The following is a 17,820-nucleotide window of genomic DNA, read 5'->3' on the forward strand; positions in this document are numbered from 1 at the left end:
ACAATAAAGACAAGCCTACATCCCTCATAAAAACAAAAAAGTGGAGCGTTATTATGACCACGCGCGAACCCGTTGTTCCGGTTCTACTGGAGAAAGTTTATCAACTGATTGAATCTAAAGTAGAAGGCGTCAATCAGCCATTAGTGACTAAACTTGCCAAACACATTTTTAGTAACGTTTCCCCTGACGATTTGCTACAGAGAAACGAGTCAGACCTGTATGGTGCCGCTGTGAGCCTTTGGCATCATCTCAACGAGAAAAAATACGATGAGATTTCTGTTCGAGTATTCAACCCGACGGTGAGTCGTCACGGTTGGCAGTCAACTCATACTATTGTTGAAATTGCAGTGCCAGATTCTCCATTCTTAGTCGACTCTGTAAAAATGGCACTCAATCGTGTCGATCTTACATGTCATATTATGCTGCATGGCCCAACTCAGTTTGAGAGAAATGATCAAGGCCAAATTACTTCGGTCAATGAAGGGAAAGGGCATCTTCAATCAGTCTTCCATATCGAGGTGGATAGGCTGAGTGAAAAATCAGAAATGACTGCGCTTAAAGATGAACTGATTGCCATTTTTGAAGACACCAGTTTGGTGGTCAACGAATGGGAGTCAATGTCAGATAAGCTCAAGCAAATTACGAAAGACCTAGTAAAAAACAAAAGCAAGCTGCCATTAGAAGCGGATCGTTTTGATGAGACGATTGCATACTTAGAGTGGCTGGGTGATCACAACTTCACATTCATGGGATACAAAGAATTTGATCTTATTAGTGAAGAAGGGGATTCAGTATTAAAACCAACCGATGAGCCAGGACTTGGCTTGTTCTCGAAAGCAGATCGCGTTCGCTCGGTGAAGATTTCTGAATTTTCTGATTCGGCGCGCTTAGAAGCGAAAAAGCCGTTCCTACTCATCCTGACAAAAGGTAACAAAGCAAGCCGCATTCACAGACCTGCTTATACCGACTATGTAGGCATCAAAAAATTCGACGCTAACGGCAAGGTAATTGGCGAACATCGATTTACTGGTCTTTATACCTCTGCCGTGTACAACCAGAGCGTTTCAACTATTCCACTTATCCGCGAAAAAGTAGAACGTATCTTATCGGCAAGCGGTTATCGAGATGGTTCGTACTCTTACAAAGCATTGAGAAACATTCTTGAAAATTACCCACGTGATGAGCTACTTCAAGCGAAAGAAGAAGAACTGCTTGAGATAGGTATGGGCGTAGTGCAAATGCAGGATCGTGATTTGATCCGATTGTTTGTGCGTAAAGATCCGTTTGGGCGCTTTTTCAGCTGCATGGTTTACGTGAGTAAAGATCGTTACAACACACAGCTTAGAAAAGACACGCAACGGATCCTGAAAAACTATTTTGGTATTGAGCAAGAGGTTGAATTTACGACTTACTTCTCAGAGAGTCCACTGGCAAGAACCCACTATATCGTTAGGGTAGATAACAACAACATGGATGTAGATGTGAAGGCGATTGAACGAAACCTAATGGAGGTATCCGCTTCTTGGGATGACCGTTTGTCTGACGCTATCGTTGCTAACTTTGGTGAAAGTAAAGGGTTGCCGCTCTCTAAGGTGTATTCAAAAGCATTCCCGCGTTCATATAAAGAAGACATGATGCCAACATCGGCGGTGGCAGACATTGAACGTCTTGAAGCGCTAGATGAAGACAACAAATTAGGTATGCTTTTCTACCGCCCTCAAGAAGAGTCAGCCAATTCTAAGGCCGTGCGCCTTAAACTTTACCACCGTGATGAGCCAATCCATCTATCTGATGTCATGCCAATGCTGGAGAATCTTGGGTTACGAGTGATCGGTGAATCGCCATACGAGATCGTTAAAACTGACGGCGGTACATATTGGATCCTTGATTTCTCAATGCTTCATAAGAGCGACGCAGAAGTGGATCTTCGTGAAGCAAGAGATCGCTTCCAGCAAGCCTTTGCCGCAATTTGGTCTGGCGATCTTGAAAGCGATGGCTTTAACCGACTTGTGCTAGGCTCGGGTTTAACTGGTAGAGAAGTTTCTATTCTCCGTGCTTATGCTCGCTACATGCGCCAAGTTGGCTTCCCATTCAGTCAGCACTACATTGAAGATACTCTGAATCACTACCCAGAGCTGGCGAAAGATCTTGTTGAACTGTTTACCCAGCGTTTCATGCCGTCACTAAAAGGCAGTAAGAAAGGTCAACAGCGTGTGATTGAGAAAATCAATAAGCAGCTCGATAAAGTCGATAGCTTGGATGACGACCGTATTATCCGTCGTTATGTCGAAATGATTTCTGCAACACTTCGCACTAACTACTACCAGAAAGACAAAGCCGGTGAGCATAAGCCATGGTTATCGCTCAAACTAGAGCCCAAGAAAATTCCTGAAATTCCAGCACCAGTGCCAGCGTTTGAGATCTTCGTTTATGCCCCAGACATTGAAGGTGTGCATCTTCGTGGTGGCAAAGTTGCTCGTGGTGGTCTTCGCTGGTCAGATCGTCAAGAAGACTTCAGAACCGAGATTCTTGGTTTGGTGAAAGCGCAACAAGTTAAAAACACTGTCATTGTTCCAGTTGGTGCAAAAGGCGGCTTCGTTTGTAAGCGTCAGCCACAACTCTCTAGCCGAGACGAGATCTTTGCTGAAGGCCAGCGCTGCTATAAACAGTTCATTCGAGCACTATTGGATGTGTCGGACAACATCATTGAAGGGGAAGTGGTTCCACCTAAGAGTGTAGTAAGACACGATGAGGACGACCCATACTTAGTTGTTGCTGCCGACAAAGGTACTGCAACCTTCTCAGATTTAGCGAACTCAGTATCAGATGAGTATAACTTCTGGCTAGGGGATGCATTTGCTTCCGGTGGTTCAAATGGCTATGACCACAAAGCCATGGGTATTACCGCAAAAGGTGGTTGGGAGTCGGTGAAACGCCATTTCCGTGAAATGGGCATCGATTGCCAAAACGAAGACTTTACGGCCATTGGTGTTGGTGACATGGCAGGGGATGTATTTGGTAACGGGATGCTGCTTTCCAAACATATCAAGCTAAAAGCCGCCTTTAACCACATGCACATCTTTATTGACCCAAATCCGGTGTCTTCTGCGAAGAGTTGGGATGAGCGCAAGCGACTGTTTGATCTTCCACGCTCTAGTTGGGAAGACTACGATCCTAAGTTGATCTCTAAAGGTGGTGGTGTCTTTGCTCGCCGCGCTAAATCGATCAAATTGACCCCAGAAATCCAAAAAATGCTTGGTACTAAGAAAGCGTCTGTTGCACCTAATGATCTTATTAAGATGATTCTGGGCATGGAAGTGGATCTGCTATGGAATGGTGGTATTGGTACTTATGTGAAGGCGAGTTCTGAAACGCACACCGATGTGGGCGACCGCGCGAATGATGTGCTGCGTATCAATGGTAGCGAGCTTAGAGCTAAAGTTGTTGGCGAAGGCGGTAACTTAGGTATGACACAGCTGGGTCGTATTGAATACGCACTGGCGGGTGGTCGTGTAAATACCGACTTTGTCGATAATGTTGGCGGTGTTGATTGCTCGGATAATGAGGTCAACATTAAGATCTTCTTGAATGGTCTTGTTTCAAATGGCGATCTAACGGTCAAGCAGCGCAACCAAATCTTGGAATCTATGGAAGATGAAGTTGGCGAGATTGTGTTGGATGATGCTTACTGCCAATCTGAATCGATTTCGGTGACAGAATTCCAAGGTGTCTCTCTGGTAAAAGAGCAGATCCGCTTTATCCATACGCTAGAGAAGGCGGGGCATTTGGATCGTGCTCTAGAATACATTCCATCGGATGAAGATCTGCTAGAGCGTGAGAAACAAGGGATTGGTATGACTCGTCCTGAGCTTTCCGTGCTGGTGGCTTACGGTAAGATGGTGCTGAAAGAGGAGTTGGTGACAGATGACATCGCGAATGACCCATATCATCAACAACAACTGACTCAGTACTTTCCATCAGAGTTACGCCGTAACTACTTAGAAAGTATGCCAAATCATCCACTGCGCGCAGAAATTATCTCAACTATGCTTGCAAATCAGATGGTTAACGAGATGGGCTGTAACTTTGTGACTCGATTGCAAGAAGAAACAGGTGCAACCGTGGTCGATATTGCGAATGCGTACGCGGCGTCTCGAGAAATCTACGGCTTTGCTTATACTTTTGAGCAAATTAGAAAGTTAGATAATGTCGCGAGCTCTGAAGCACAGTATGAATTGTTGTTTATTGTTCGCAGAACGCTGCGTAGATTGGCTCGCTGGATTCTGCGTAACCGTCCGGGTAAGCAGTCGGTAGAAGAGTTGGTTGCCCGTTATCGTGAAGACGTTATTAAGGTTGAGCAAACTCTTGAGAAATGTTTGGTGGCCGAAGAAGTTGAAGAGCATCATGAATTAGCGCAAGTATGGGTTGAGCAAGGGGTAGGTAGCGAACTTGCGAACTATGTGTCGCGTTTATCTAGCTTACTTTCTGCAGTAGATATCGCTGAAATTGCAGCTGAAGCGAGCTTTGAAGTTGAACGAGCGTCGAAACTTTACTTCCACTTAGGTGATCGATTATCACTGCATTGGTTCTTGAATCAAATCAACGGCCAAGCAGTTGATAATAACTGGCAAGCATTGGCAAGAGCGGCATTCCGTGAAGATCTTGATTGGCAGCAGCGTTTGTTGACTGCTCAAGTATTGCGATGTGGTTGTGGGGGAGATTCAGAAGACGTGATACTGTCACTTGATAACTGGATGGATACCAATACACATAGCCTTCAACGGTGGGAAAATATTCTCAATGAGTTCAAAGTGGGGAATGTACACGAGTTCGCTAAGTTCTCGGTAGCACTGCGCGAACTCAGTTTGTTAAACCTGAACTGTGCAAATAATCTATAGGTTAACTGCCTGATATCAAAAGATAAGCGCTCTTAGGGGCGCTTTTTTGTATCAAGCATCAAATTTGGTGACGGTGTAACGTAAATTTGATTGAATCTTATGCGAAACGTTTGCTTTTTTTCGATAAAGACAAATCTTGATTGCATGTTTAGGCGAATCAGTAAATAATACCGCCCCGTTTACACGGGTTTTCTATCGGAGGCACAATGCTTTACCGTCTTGCCAGAACTGGCTTTTTCCAACTTGATGCCGAAAAGGCTCACGATCTCGCTATTCAAAACTTCAAGCGCTTCACCGGCACACCACTTGATCTCGCTTATCGCCAACAATTACCAAATCGACCAGTAGAATGCATGGGTTTGACGTTTAAAAACCCTGTGGGTCTAGCTGCAGGCTTAGACAAAAACGGCGAATGTATCGAAGCATTCGGCGCTATGGGCTTTGGTTTTGTTGAAGTTGGTACGGTAACACCACGCCCACAGTCAGGTAATGACAAACCACGCCTGTTCCGCTTGGTAGAAGCTGAAGGTATTATCAACCGAATGGGTTTCAATAACTTGGGCGTTGATAATCTGGTAGAGAACGTTAAGAAAGCAAAATATGACGGAATCATCGGTATCAACATTGGTAAAAATAAAGATACGCCAATCGAGAAGGGTGCTGAAGACTATATTATCTGTATGGAGAAGGTTTACGAGCACGCGGGCTACATTGCTGTAAACATCTCATCTCCTAACACTCCTGGGCTTCGTAGTTTGCAATACGGTGAAGCACTGGATGAACTCCTTGCTGAGCTGAAAACAAAACAGTCAGAATTGGCTGAAAAGCATGGTAAATATGTACCTCTTGCACTGAAGATCGCGCCGGATCTAAGTGATGACGAGATTAGCCAAATCTGCGATTCATTGATCAAGAACCAAATTGACGGTGTGATCGCCACCAATACAACATTGGATCGCTCTGTCGTAGAAGGTATGAAGCACGCCAATGAGGCTGGTGGCTTGAGCGGCCGTCCAGTACAGTCTCGCAGTACAGAAGTAGTGCGCCTTCTAGCGAAAAACCTTGATGGTAAGCTTCCAATCATTGGTGTTGGTGGTATTGACTCGTACGTGTCTGCAAAAGAGAAACTGATGGCCGGTGCTTCGCTGGTGCAAGTTTACTCTGGCTTTATTTACCACGGTCCAAAACTTGTTAAAGACATCGTTAAGAATCTATAAACGCTTTCATCTACCAAAGTGACTAGATTTTAATCGAGAAAGGGGAAATTAGTTTTCCCCTTTTTTTTTTGTTTATTCGTTTTTAGAATTAGTAACAACTGACCAACAGGTAATTAAGCGTTTTACCTAACAGTCTGATTATTCTTTAAATATAGAGACGGAACGATGCTTAAACCCAGCGATACATGGATCTGGTATATGGACGAGAGTGAGAACTCTCTTATGCTGGACTTGGGAGACGATATGGTTTTTAAAACCAATCTTTCCCGTAAACTCCTTGTCGACTGCGCGATGGGTCAGAACAACTTCACTGTCGATGACGCATCCGCGTTTCAAACCTTTAAAGACCAAATTAGTGTACTTGAGCTCTCAGAGCCTAGACAGGCTGAACTAACGCTGTATTGCGTGGCAGCCAAGCGCTTTCATAAACCCGTACAACCAAAAAGCTGGTTCTTCGACCACCAAGATGGCTCTTATCAGCCAGAGGAAGGGGAACTGGTTCGATTGGTAAACTCAAATTCAGAAGGTTTCTTCATCGTTCTGGAAGTGGGAGAGAGTGCCAGTTTGTGTGCGTTAGTCGACTTAGAGTCATTCAGTTTGACAGCCAGCAAGCAAGTCACGTTTGGCCAAAGCATTAAAGTGATGCACGACCGTATGACGTGTGCACAGCAGTTTATCGCATTAAACCAGCCTATCGCTCTTGTAGGTTAGAGCGGGGCACTTAGAGCGCGTTAACGCGCCTTATAAGAAAAAGCAGTGGCAGCTTTAAACAACAATAATATGTGTTTCCTTCATTTCTCGTAGAATTTATCGGCCTGGTTGGCCGATTTTTTTTGTCTGCTATTTACCAAAAACCTACAAGTCCCCTTCAGTTTTACTCCTCAAGCGAGCTCTTTAACCATCCAAGCGGCGATGTTTTGCCGTATCTATCTTGTTGCAGAGCAAATATTTCGCTTTTTTTTACCACTAAAAGTAACGTTTTTATTTCCCTTAATAGGGGCTAATTAACTAATGAGTTCCCCATTTAGGTACTTTCTGTAACTAAGTTACACGAAAATATGGGCTTTGGTATATACCAATCGTGCCGCGAATAAGTATTCACTATCGCGAAAGCCGTTGGTTTATGGTGAATTAATTAAGTACAAGCTAATGTAGGGTGCCGGTATCTGTTAGGCGCTTACACCGGTTAAACCTTGTGCGAACAAACACTTTGAACGCGGGTTATTGAAGGTTTGTTTAGTGACAGGCAGTAATGTCAGGTATAATCAACACCATTTTTCACAGCCAGATGAACACTATGAACCAATATCTTGCCGTCACTTCTAACGGACTTGAAAACCTTCTCGCTCAAGAGCTTGAACAAATGGGCTTAACTTCTGTAAAGCCTGTTCAAGCAGGGGTGAAATTTAAAGCGACTAATGAGCAGATTTATCGCGCTTGTTTGTGGAGCCGCTATGCTTCTCGCTTTGTTAAAGTACTGTCGGAATTCACTTGCCAAGATGATATGGACCTTTATCTGGCTGCTTCGTCCATCAACTGGGTTAACCACTTCCACAGCACGAAGAAATTCATTGTTGATTTCAACGGTACGAACCGAGAGATCCGTAATAGCCAATATGGCGCAATGAAAGTGAAAGACGCGGTAGTGGATTGCTTTAATAAGAAGAACTTACCAAGACCAAACATCAGTAAAGATGGAGCCGATGTACGTGTGCATGTGCGTTTGCATCGTGATAAGGCTCTGATTGGTCTGGATATGGTGGGCTCTGGCTTGCATCAACGCGGCTATCGTACTGAATCTGGTCGTGCTCCTCTTCGAGAAACACTCGCAGCTGCTATTGTTGCTAGAAGTGGGTGGGAGCAAGGTAAGAACATGCTTGATCCGATGTGTGGTTCGGGTACGTTGTTGATTGAAACAGCTATGCTTGCTGCGAATATGGCACCAGGCGTCAAACGTAAGACTTGGTGTTTTGAAGCCCTAGAAGACTTCGAGCCAGAAGTTTGGGCAGAAGTGAAATCGGAAGCGAATGTACAAGCTCGTCGCGGTGTCAAAAAGACTGACAGCAGGTTTTGGGGCTTCGACAACGACCCTAGAGTCCTTCGCACAGCAAAAGAGAATGCTAAGCGTGCCGGCGTTGAAGACTTGATTACCTTTGAGCTTGGCGATGCCAGCAAAGTGACTAAGCCAGCAGAGTTTGGTGAGGGCGTGATTGTTTGTAACCCACCTTATGGTGAGCGACTAGGCACCGAGCCAGGTTTGATAGCACTGTATACTGAATTTGGTAATCAGCTTAAAACCGAGTTCGGTGGCTGCCAGGCATCGATTTTCTCAAGTTCAGATGACTTACTAAGTTGCTTACGCATGCGTGCTGATAAGCAATTTAAGTTGAATAACGGTGCGTTACAGTGTCACCAAAAAAATTACTCGATTTCAGCGCGCAGTGCAGAACAGATTGCTGGCAATAATGACCTTCAAGTGATTGCACCAGATTTCTCAAACCGTCTGAAAAAAAACATGGCCAAAATCGGCAAGTGGGCTAAGAAAGAAGGATTAGACTGCTACCGTATTTACGATGCTGATTTACCAGAGTACAACGTTGCGGTTGATGTTTATCAAGATTCTTTGGTTATTCAAGAATACGCGGCGCCGAAGAGTATTCCAGAAGAGACAGCAAAGCGTCGCCTGACAGATATTATCCGTGCTTCGATCAAAGTAACTGGTGTTGACACCAACAACGTTGTTTTGAAAACTCGCGAGAAGAAGAAAGGCAGCTCACAATACAACAAGCTTGCTCAAAAGTCGTCAACCATGAAAGTTCATGAGTACGGCGCGCAGTTGATCGTAAACTTGCATGACTACCTAGATACTGGCCTGTTCCTCGATCATAAAATCACTCGTCGTAAACTGGGTGAATTGGCGCAAGGCAGAGATTTCTTGAACCTGTTTGCATACACAGGTTCTGCGACTGTTCATGCTGCGCTTGGTGGAGCAAAGTCTACGACCACGGTTGATATGTCTAATACATACTTAGAGTGGGCGAAAGATAACATGAAGCTGAATGGTCAAGTAGGTCGTCAGCACCAATACATTCAAGCAGATTGCTTACAATGGCTTGCGAAAGCAAACGGCATTTACGACCTTATCTTTATCGATCCTCCTACGTTTTCAAATTCTAAGCGTATGGAGCAATCGTTCGACGTACAACGTGACCATGTCACTTTAATGCGTGATTTGAAACGTCTACTAAGTGCAGAAGGTACTATCGTATTCTCAAACAACAAACGCCACTTCAAAATGGATTTGGAAGCGTTGGAAGAGATCGGCTTAACTGCGAAAAACATTTCTGATAAGACCTTGCCCCTCGACTTTGCTCGTAACAAGCATATTCATAACTGCTGGGTTATCTCTCACAAAAGTTAAGACGGATCATGACAAAGGAACTGACATTATACAGCACTGAAGGTTGCCATCTCTGTGAGATGGCTCTTGAGCTAATCAAACAAGTAGGGCTCGGGGAACAGGTAGAGATTGTCGATATTGCTTTCGACGATGAGCTGTTTTCTCGTTACGGCGTCACTATTCCAGTAGTCAAAGTGGATGAATCTGAGATCAACTGGCCCTTCGATATCTTACAACTTCAACAATGGTTAACAGTCAATGGCATTACTTACCATCCATAATGGACAACTTGCATTTGGTGATCATCCGCTTCTAGATAAGACGGACTTTGCGCTTCAAGAGAATGAACGCGTGTGTCTGGTTGGTCGAAACGGTGCTGGCAAGTCAACGTTAATGAAAGTATTGGCAGGCGACATCATTATGGATGATGGCAAACTGCAAATTACTCAAGATGTTGTAGTATCTCGTCTAGAACAAGATCCTCCTCGCGACCAAGTTGGAACGGTCGAAGACTATGTCGCTGAAGGCTTGGCAGAGATCGGTGAGCAGCTAAAGCAATATCACGCTTTACTTGAGCTGGTGGCTCAAGACCCAAGTGAATCTCATATTAATCGCTTAGCCAAAGTTCAAGAAAACCTCGAAGTTTCCGGCGCATGGCGTTTTGAAGACCGCATTAAGAACATTCTTGGTGCGCTCAAGCTTGACGGTGCTACGCTACTTAGCGATTTGTCTGGTGGTTGGCAGCGAAAGGCGGCATTAGCTAGAGCGCTGGTGTGCGATCCTGATGTCTTATTACTCGATGAGCCAACCAACCATTTGGATGTGACAACCATTGAGTGGTTGGAGACGTTCTTAAAAGACTTCCGTGGTTCTATCATCTTTATTTCTCACGACCGCGCTTTTATTCGCTCTATGGCGACACGCATTGTCGATCTAGATCGAGGCCAACTTGTCTCTTTCCCTGGCGACTACGAAAAATACCTAGTCGAAAAAGAAGAGGCGCTACGTGTTGAAGAAATGCAAAATGCAGAGTTCGACAAAAAGCTCGCGCAAGAAGAAGTTTGGATAAGACAGGGCATCAAAGCACGAAGAACTCGCAACGAAGGTCGTGTCCGTGCGCTGAAAAAACTTCGAGACGAACGTAAAGGCCGCAGAGACGTTCAAGGCAAAGTGAACCTCAAGCTCGACGACACCGCGCGTTCTGGCAAGATTGTGTTTGAAGCTGACAATCTGAACTACGAGATTGAAGGCAAAACCATCATCAATAACTTTTCTTTCAATATCCAACGTGGTGATCGTATTGCGCTTATTGGTCCTAATGGATGTGGTAAGAGTACGTTGATCAAGCTGTTACTCGATGAGCTTACACCTACATCAGGTAAACTTAAGTGTGGTACCAAGCTTGAAGTCGCTTATTTTGACCAGTACCGCGAAGCATTAGATCCAGAAAAGAGCGTTATTGATAACCTTGCCGATGGTAAACAGGAAGTGATGGTTGGCGGACGTGAGCGTCATGCGCTAAGTTATCTTCAAGACTTTTTGTTTGCACCAAAACGCGCGAGAACCCCAGTGAAAGCACTGTCGGGTGGTGAGAAGAACCGCTTGTTGTTGGCTCGTATTTTCCTGAAGTCTAATAACCTACTGGTACTCGATGAACCAACCAACGATTTGGACATTGAAACCTTAGAATTATTAGAAGAGTTACTAGGAAATTATCAAGGCACACTGCTTTTAGTGAGCCATGACCGTCAGTTTGTTGATAATACTGTGACCGCTAGCTGGATTTTTGAAGGAAATGGGGTTATCGAAGAGTTCGTTGGTGGTTATCATGATGCTCAGCAGCAGAGACAGCAGGTGTTGGACGCACGTAAAGCGTACGAGCCAGTAAAAGAGAATAAAAAACAGCCAGTTGAACAAAATAACAAGACACAAGCAGTGAACTCTAAACCTAAGAAGCTGTCCTATAAGCTACAGAGGGAATTAGAAGCGCTACCAGCTCTGTTAGAGCAACTGGAGCAAGAGATTGAACAACTACAGGAAATGGTGAATGACCCTACGTTTTTCGCCAAGCCAGTAGAAGAGACACAACCCATTTTAGATAGTTTAGCTGCAAAAGAGCAGGAGCTAGACGTTGCTTTTGAGCGATGGGAAGAGCTAGAAGCAATGCAACAGGAAAGTTAGTTTTGATGAGTCGTAATAATTTTAAGTTTTCATTGATTGCTGCAAGTGTACTTGCAGCGACATCGAGCCATGCTGCTTTATATAAAGTGGTTGAGGTCGATCCTACTGGAAGTATCAAGTCTACCGGTGTATTTGTTGAAGCCAACGGAAGTGTGGTCACTGAGTTTTATGGTAGTGCGATAGAAAAGGCTGATGCGAGCAATCCAATGGGGTGTTTTGCCGAAGGGACAACATGTAGCGAGTATCGTTTGTATGGTGATTCTCGAAATGGTTCTGAAGGCCATTCGTATCGTCAAGAGATCCCATTTAACTACGATTCGTCATTCTTCTATACCGACTGGAACCGTAACCGCGATTATTGCCGTTCTGAATTAGGTTATCAAACCTGTGATCCAGGTTGGACTGATAAAATGTGGTACAGCTTTAGCGACGTTGGCGGTCTACTACGTGAGCGTGACGCGTTTTATAACTCGTCGCAAACGGGCTGGAACAATATTGCCGGTGAAGACAACTACTTCTCTAATGCTCATGGCTTTAGTGAAACCACGCCTTCATCTGATCCGGATCAAGCATCTACTGCTACGCGAATGGGCGTAACGCCAACTTCGGACTATAAACCGGGCGGTGTAGCGACACCAGATACCAACTCAGAAAACGTCGTTATCAATAGCCTGACGTCTGATCAAGGTATGGCTATTGGTAACACCAGCTCGGGTTACTACCGTATCAATGCTTCTGATGGTGCGAAAGGCAACTTAGCAACGGCATACCGTCATCGTGGTTTTGTGCAAAATGGCGATACTACGGAAATGTTGCTGCCACTCTTGGTTGAGTCACCAAACAGCGATCAGCGAATTACCAACCAAATGGGTCGGACTATGGGTTGGAGCAGTTTCAATTATGGTGGCAAAGAGTACATCGTAGGCAGTGCTGCGGTCGCTCCGTTTGACTACAACGACGATAATAAGAACTGGAATGGTGACCTGAATAACTGCTTGATCGAAGATCCGGCATCGCGATCTGATTGCCAGAATTTTGCTTTTGCGACTAAAACTGCTGTATGGGACTCAACCAATTTTGTAGCGGGCGCTTCAATCGTGTCTGATTGGCAAAATGGTGTACCAACCAACAACGATAAAAAAGCGTCACAGGGCAGTGCTCGTGGTGCTGTTATTGCTGCGCAAGATAGCGCTTCGGATAACCCGCGCAATGGAAAACCATTCCTTGTTGGTCTCAACACAACCGGTGATGGCTCAAATAGTTTCCTTCAAGCAACGGTATTTGTTCCTTCAACGACATTTGATCCAAGTGCGATCGACACATCACGCCAGTGGTCTCCAGTGACTGTAGAGAACGCCCGAATCAAGTCAGGTGATGACTTTATTTATAGCAACTCATACGCGACTGACATCAACAAGAACCTCGTGTTCTTGGGTGCGTCTAAGCGACGCGGTGATAAGCGAGAAAATGGTGCGGCGGCAAACCGTATGTTCTTGGGTCAAGTGAGCCTAAACAATGATGCGAATGGCAGTTTCTCTACACCATCTGCGCGTTATTTTGACGAACTTAATGGCAACAGCGGTATCTTCTTTCGTGGTGTAGGTGGTGAGCCTGGTGCAATTAACAACTACAACGAAATTGTTGGTGCAGTTGATGCTGAGCAATCAACAGAGTATTTTGGTAAAAAACGACGCCAACGCGGCTTTATTTACCCTTATAACACTACCGGAACGGATGCTGAGCGTTTGGCGGTTTTCCAGGGCAAACCATGGTTACTGGACGATCTAACCAATGGCGGTAGCTACAATACGAAAAATAATCAATACCGTATTGTCGATGCTGCTGACATCAACGATGATGGTGTGATTGCAGCAACCGCGCTTAAATGTGATGGCGGCTATGACACCACCAGTCATAACTCCTATTGTGGCAACGGCCAAAAGAAAGAGAAGCTCGTCGCAGTTAAGTTGATCCCGATCGCAAATGCAACATCAGCCGACATTCAAACTCGTGGTCTAGAAGCACCACCAGTTAAACGTAGTGGCGGTAGCCTCGGCTGGATGGCTTTGATTATGCTTGGATTCTTTGGGTTACGCCGTAACAAGTAGTCACAAGTGACAAAAATCCCAGCTTCACAATAGTGGAACTGGGATTTTTTGTGTCTTGAGATCGGGCCAAAAATGAGCAATTATTAAAGAGGAGTCACAAAAGCTCCATAAATCTTTAATGATAGAAAGTCGGGAAACCGATTTTGTATAGCGAGGACCGTACTATGAAGAGACAAAAGCGTGATCGTCTAGAACGAGCTCAATCACAGGGTTACAAAGCTGGATTGAATGGGCGATCGATGGAAGCCTGTCCCTATCAACAAATGGATGCAAAGTCTTATTGGCTTGGCGGTTGGCGTGACGCGAGAGATGATAAACAATCAGGACTCTTCAAGTAGTCGGGAGCGAAATTGAAGTAACAAAGGCCTCAAGAGAGGCCTTTATAATGCGCACCTAGTGCACTATAACTAAATTTATGTGCTAAAAATAAACGACTCCGGAAAGTCGTTTATTTACAAAATAGCTTAGAAAGCAGAGGTGTCTTTAAATAGACCTACTTTAAGATCTTTCGCTACGTAGATCTCTTTACCATCTACCAATACGCGACCATCAGCAATGCCCATAACTAGCTTGCGGTTTACAACACGCTTCATGTGAAGTTCGTAGGTTACTTTCTTAGCCGTAGGTAGTACTTGACCGGTAAACTTCAGCTCACCTACACCTAGTGCACGACCTTTGCCTTCACCACCAATCCAGCCAAGGTAGAAACCAACAAGCTGCCACATAGCATCCAAACCAAGACAACCTGGCATTACTGGGTCACCTATAAAGTGGCAGTCGAAGAACCATAGATCAGGAGTAATATCCAGTTCAGCAACGATCAAACCTTTGCCAAAGTCACCTTCAGTTTCGGACATTTTTGCTACGCGGTCCATCATCAGCATGTTTGGTGCTGGAAGTTGAGGGTAGCCCTCGCCAAATAGTTCTCCGCGGCTAGAGGCTAGAAGGTCTTCACGGCTATAAGATTCACGTCTGTTTTGCATTATTTATTACTCCAAATTTGCGTTAGGCCATCTTAGTGAACAGGTGTACGCTAGACAAGTCCGACCACGACTAGACAAACCAGTTTTTAATCCGTGTCACAAATGACTCTGGTATTTCATGTTTTTCAAAGTTTTCAATACGTTCGGCAATCTTGCCGATCACACTATCTTCGGTGTCACTTTTGAAAGGTTGACCCAATAGAAGTGGTATCACTTCGTCTACGTGAGTCACAGACCAAATGTGAAATTCTTCATTTTTGATGCTTTCAACGAGCTCTTTATTCAATGCCAGGTGCTGAACATTGGTTTTAGGCAAAATGACGCCTTGCTTGCCTGTTAAACCTTGGTGTTTACATACGTTATAGAAGCCTTCCACTTTCTCATTTAAACCACCTACAGCTTGAACGCGGCCAAATTGGTCGACAGCACCTGTAACCGCAATTTGTTGGTCAATTGGATAGCCAGATAGCGCACTCACTAAAGAACATAACTCTGCTAATGAAGCGCTATCACCGTCGACTTCACAATAAGACTGCTCAAACACAATAGACGCGGAATATGGTAGTGGGGCATCTAGGTCGAGTTCGGAAGACACAAATGCTTGCATGATCATCATGCCTTTGGCGTGAATGTTGCCACCGAGGTCAACTTTGCGCTCGACGTCTGATACATCGCCGTCACCAAAGTGCACCACACACGAGATACGAGCAGGCTCACCATAACTGATAGGGTGTCCTGGAATATCAATGACCGTTAAACCGTTTACTTGACCAACTTGTTTTCCTTGAGTTTCAATGACGACTTGGCCTTCCAAGATATCATCGATAGCCCGTTCCGGCAGATAAGACTCGCGGTTACGCTTCGCCTCGATTGCCGCTTCTATATGTTCAGAAGATATCGTTGAATTGTGACTGTACGATGATGCTTCACAAAGCATAGCTTTATGCCAATCAACCGAAAGTGGCCAGTATTGTTTGTCTTCTGTTTCGCGCGCGCCGGCTTGAAGCAGCTTTAAGTAGCCCGAACGATCAAGTTGCTTATCTGATAGAAATTGCGACATCATCGAGTTTACAAACGATAAGTATTGCTTGGCTGTTGCAGGCGTCACTTTCAAATCGTTCTCTATTTCAGTGTACTGCATAAAGCCGGATCGAAAGTCACTGTCGATAAAGTCTAGATCTGACAACTGTTCTCGATCACCAATAACGATAAGCTTAAAGTTCGATGAAAAACTAGGTGGTGTTAGCGCGGCAGTTTTGGTGTCAACCGATACACCATTGAGTTTTGCACCTTGCAATAACGCTTTCAAATTTGTCCAAACACCAAGACTTGCTAGTGCAGTTTGCGTCGATGAAATGAGAAAACCACCATTAGCTTGTGATACTAGACCTTGAGCAACAACAGGTTCGTTTTGCGATGTTTGGTATCGGTCAAACAACAAGTTTGGGTCAGCATCTTTACTGACGACAGTTTTGTGACCTAGTGCTTCAATATGATCGCTGACGAGCTGTCGATGAAACAAGTTGTCGCCATCTTTAATGATCAGTACTTTTGAAGGACACGCATCAGAGACGAAAAACGACAGTGCGGCTTTAAGGCGAGGCTGCAGTTCAATAGCGTCTAATGGGGCGAGAGTAGGTGCGTTATCGAGTAGATCGGCGAAATCGTTGTAAAGGGGGCAGACTTGTTGCCAAGGGACTTGATTCATTGGGTCGTAACTTAAGTTTAATTTGCACGAAGTATACAATGAATCGCCACTCAACGTTAGCTTTTCAACTGTTCATATAGCGAGCAAAATCCCATTAACTGAGCATTGTTATTGAGAAGTTTGGAATCTTGGGTTACGCTGTCACTGTAAACAGAGTAGGGATGCAAACCAATGAAATACCAACAACTTGAAAACTTAGAATGTGGTTGGAAGTGGCAGTATTTAACAAAGAAGTGGCGTGAAGGCGATAATATTACGCGTTACATTGATACCAGTGAGATCGAACAGGCAGTATCAAAGCTAAAGCAGCTAGAGCATGAACCTACTCTGGTTATTGAGTGGATCGATGAACATATGTCAGTTGAGCTCGACAATAAGCTTAAACAAGCGATTAGGGCTAAGCGTAAGCGCCATTACAATGCCGAGCAAATTCACACCAAAAAGAAGTCCATTGATTTGGACTTTCGCGTTTGGGAAAAATTATCTCATCGCGCAAGCGATCTCGGTTGTACGCTCTCTGAAGCCATCGAGTATTTGTTAAGTGAAGCGTCTCGGAGCGAGAAAGCCACGCAGAAAGTAAGCAGTTTGAAAGAGGACTTAAGTAAGCTATTAGGTGACGAAGGGAGGTAGTCGCTATGTTGTATGTCGTATTGCTTGGGGCGATCGTTGTATTTTGGCTAGTCGCTATTGATCGACCTTCTTTAGTTGTGCAAATGAAAGAAGGTGCAATCACTAAAACTAAAGGCCATTTGCCACCAACGTTTAAACACAATCTTAAAGATATTGTAGAACGAGATAAAACGACGGGAGACCTTAAGGTATACCAAACCCGTAGCGGTATGAAGCTCAAGTTTAGCAAGACAATTTCTAAGAGCATACAGCAAAGAATACGAAATATTTTTCCTCATCAAAGCTTCAAATCTAAAGGCAAGAAAAAGAGCCGTTAAGTATCGATATAAAAGGGTATTTCTGCCCTTTTATATCGTAATCTAATGCACTATAACTAACAGGTTTGATAGCTAATAACTAAGCTTTGGCCGCAATTTCTCGCTCATCCCAAATTTTCATTAACGTTCTACGCGATTCAGAATCGAGCATTTGGATCCTTCTACATGTCCAGTTCTCTGCAATATAGTCCGCCATTTCTAACGATACAGGGTTGTTATCCGTTAGGTAAGTCCCTAGCGCCGATTCTGCTTCTATTAAAGATAGACCCTCTACATCCCAGTTTTGGATACGAACGTAGCTGTTTTTGAACCATTCAATTGGAAGTGACATAGAAATCTCCTTTTCTAATATCTAATCATTATTTTTAAGACACTGTG

General features: G+C 44.4%; 13 protein-coding genes. 10 read left to right on the plus strand and 3 right to left on the minus strand.

Going from position 1 to position 17,820, the window contains the following annotated elements; translation table 11 throughout:
* Nucleotides 1–53: 53 nt before the first annotated feature.
* The 8 genes from L4C42_RS03035 (at nucleotide 54) to rmf (ending at nucleotide 14,142) form a co-directional block, all read left to right on the plus strand.
* Nucleotides 54–4,898 carry an NAD-glutamate dehydrogenase gene (locus L4C42_RS03035; protein ID WP_353496157.1) on the plus strand — a complete coding sequence of 1,615 codons (4,845 nt, stop codon included), beginning with the start codon at nucleotides 54–56 and terminating at the stop codon, nucleotides 4,896–4,898.
* Between the two features lie 206 nt (nucleotides 4,899–5,104).
* Nucleotides 5,105–6,115, plus strand: a complete 1,011-nt coding sequence (pyrD, locus tag L4C42_RS03040; RefSeq protein ID WP_418642230.1) for a quinone-dependent dihydroorotate dehydrogenase — start codon at nucleotides 5,105–5,107, stop codon at nucleotides 6,113–6,115.
* Nucleotides 6,116–6,280: 165 nt separating this feature from the next.
* Nucleotides 6,281–6,826: a cell division protein ZapC gene (locus L4C42_RS03045; RefSeq protein WP_353496159.1), complete on the plus strand. Its 546-nt coding sequence runs from the start codon at nucleotides 6,281–6,283 to the stop codon at nucleotides 6,824–6,826.
* A gap of 586 nt (nucleotides 6,827–7,412) precedes the next feature.
* On the plus strand, nucleotides 7,413–9,536 hold the full coding sequence (gene rlmKL / locus L4C42_RS03050; RefSeq protein WP_353498693.1) for a bifunctional 23S rRNA (guanine(2069)-N(7))-methyltransferase RlmK/23S rRNA (guanine(2445)-N(2))-methyltransferase RlmL: 2,124 nt from the start codon (nucleotides 7,413–7,415) through the stop codon (nucleotides 9,534–9,536).
* An 8-nt stretch (nucleotides 9,537–9,544) separates the two neighbouring features.
* A complete protein-coding gene (locus L4C42_RS03055) occupies nucleotides 9,545–9,796 on the plus strand; it encodes a glutaredoxin family protein (protein WP_112479954.1) in 252 nt (83 codons plus the stop codon).
* A complete protein-coding gene (locus L4C42_RS03060; RefSeq protein WP_353496160.1) occupies nucleotides 9,774–11,696 on the plus strand; it encodes an ABC transporter ATP-binding protein in 1,923 nt (640 codons plus the stop codon). The genes L4C42_RS03055 and L4C42_RS03060 overlap by 23 nt, the downstream gene beginning before the upstream one ends.
* Before the next feature lie 5 nt (nucleotides 11,697–11,701).
* Nucleotides 11,702–13,804, plus strand: a complete 2,103-nt coding sequence (locus tag L4C42_RS03065) for a DUF3466 family protein (RefSeq protein ID WP_353496161.1) — start codon at nucleotides 11,702–11,704, stop codon at nucleotides 13,802–13,804.
* Nucleotides 13,805–13,968: 164 nt separating this feature from the next.
* Complete coding sequence (gene rmf, locus L4C42_RS03070; RefSeq protein WP_042475718.1) at nucleotides 13,969–14,142, plus strand: ribosome modulation factor; 174 nt, start codon at nucleotides 13,969–13,971, stop codon at nucleotides 14,140–14,142.
* A gap of 126 nt (nucleotides 14,143–14,268) precedes the next feature.
* Here rmf and fabA read toward each other — a convergent pair whose 3' ends face one another.
* Together fabA and L4C42_RS03080 are read right to left on the minus strand one after the other, a co-directional pair.
* A complete protein-coding gene (gene fabA, locus L4C42_RS03075) occupies nucleotides 14,269–14,787 on the minus strand; it encodes a bifunctional 3-hydroxydecanoyl-ACP dehydratase/trans-2-decenoyl-ACP isomerase (RefSeq protein WP_338164378.1) in 519 nt (172 codons plus the stop codon).
* 70 nt (nucleotides 14,788–14,857) lie between these two features.
* Entirely contained in the window at nucleotides 14,858–16,495 is a 1,638-nt protein-coding gene (locus L4C42_RS03080; RefSeq protein ID WP_353496162.1) for a S16 family serine protease, read from the minus strand.
* 171 nt (nucleotides 16,496–16,666) lie between these two features.
* Between L4C42_RS03080 and matP the strand changes: the two genes are divergently transcribed.
* Both matP and L4C42_RS03090 read left to right on the plus strand, forming a co-directional pair.
* Complete coding sequence (matP, locus tag L4C42_RS03085) at nucleotides 16,667–17,125, plus strand: macrodomain Ter protein MatP (RefSeq protein WP_353496163.1); 459 nt, start codon at nucleotides 16,667–16,669, stop codon at nucleotides 17,123–17,125.
* Between the two features lie 5 nt (nucleotides 17,126–17,130).
* Nucleotides 17,131–17,442, plus strand: coding sequence for a DUF3634 family protein (locus L4C42_RS03090; RefSeq protein WP_353496164.1), 312 nt, complete (start codon nucleotides 17,131–17,133; stop codon nucleotides 17,440–17,442).
* Between the two features lie 79 nt (nucleotides 17,443–17,521).
* On the opposite strand, the gene L4C42_RS03095 is transcribed toward L4C42_RS03090, so the two are convergent.
* Nucleotides 17,522–17,773, minus strand: coding sequence for a hypothetical protein (locus L4C42_RS03095; RefSeq protein WP_353496165.1), 252 nt, complete (start codon nucleotides 17,771–17,773; stop codon nucleotides 17,522–17,524).
* Between the last annotated feature and the right edge of the window lie 47 nt (nucleotides 17,774–17,820).

The organism is Vibrio wakamikoensis (genome assembly GCF_050337275.1).
Lineage (GTDB): Bacteria > Pseudomonadota > Gammaproteobacteria > Enterobacterales > Vibrionaceae > Vibrio > Vibrio chaetopteri.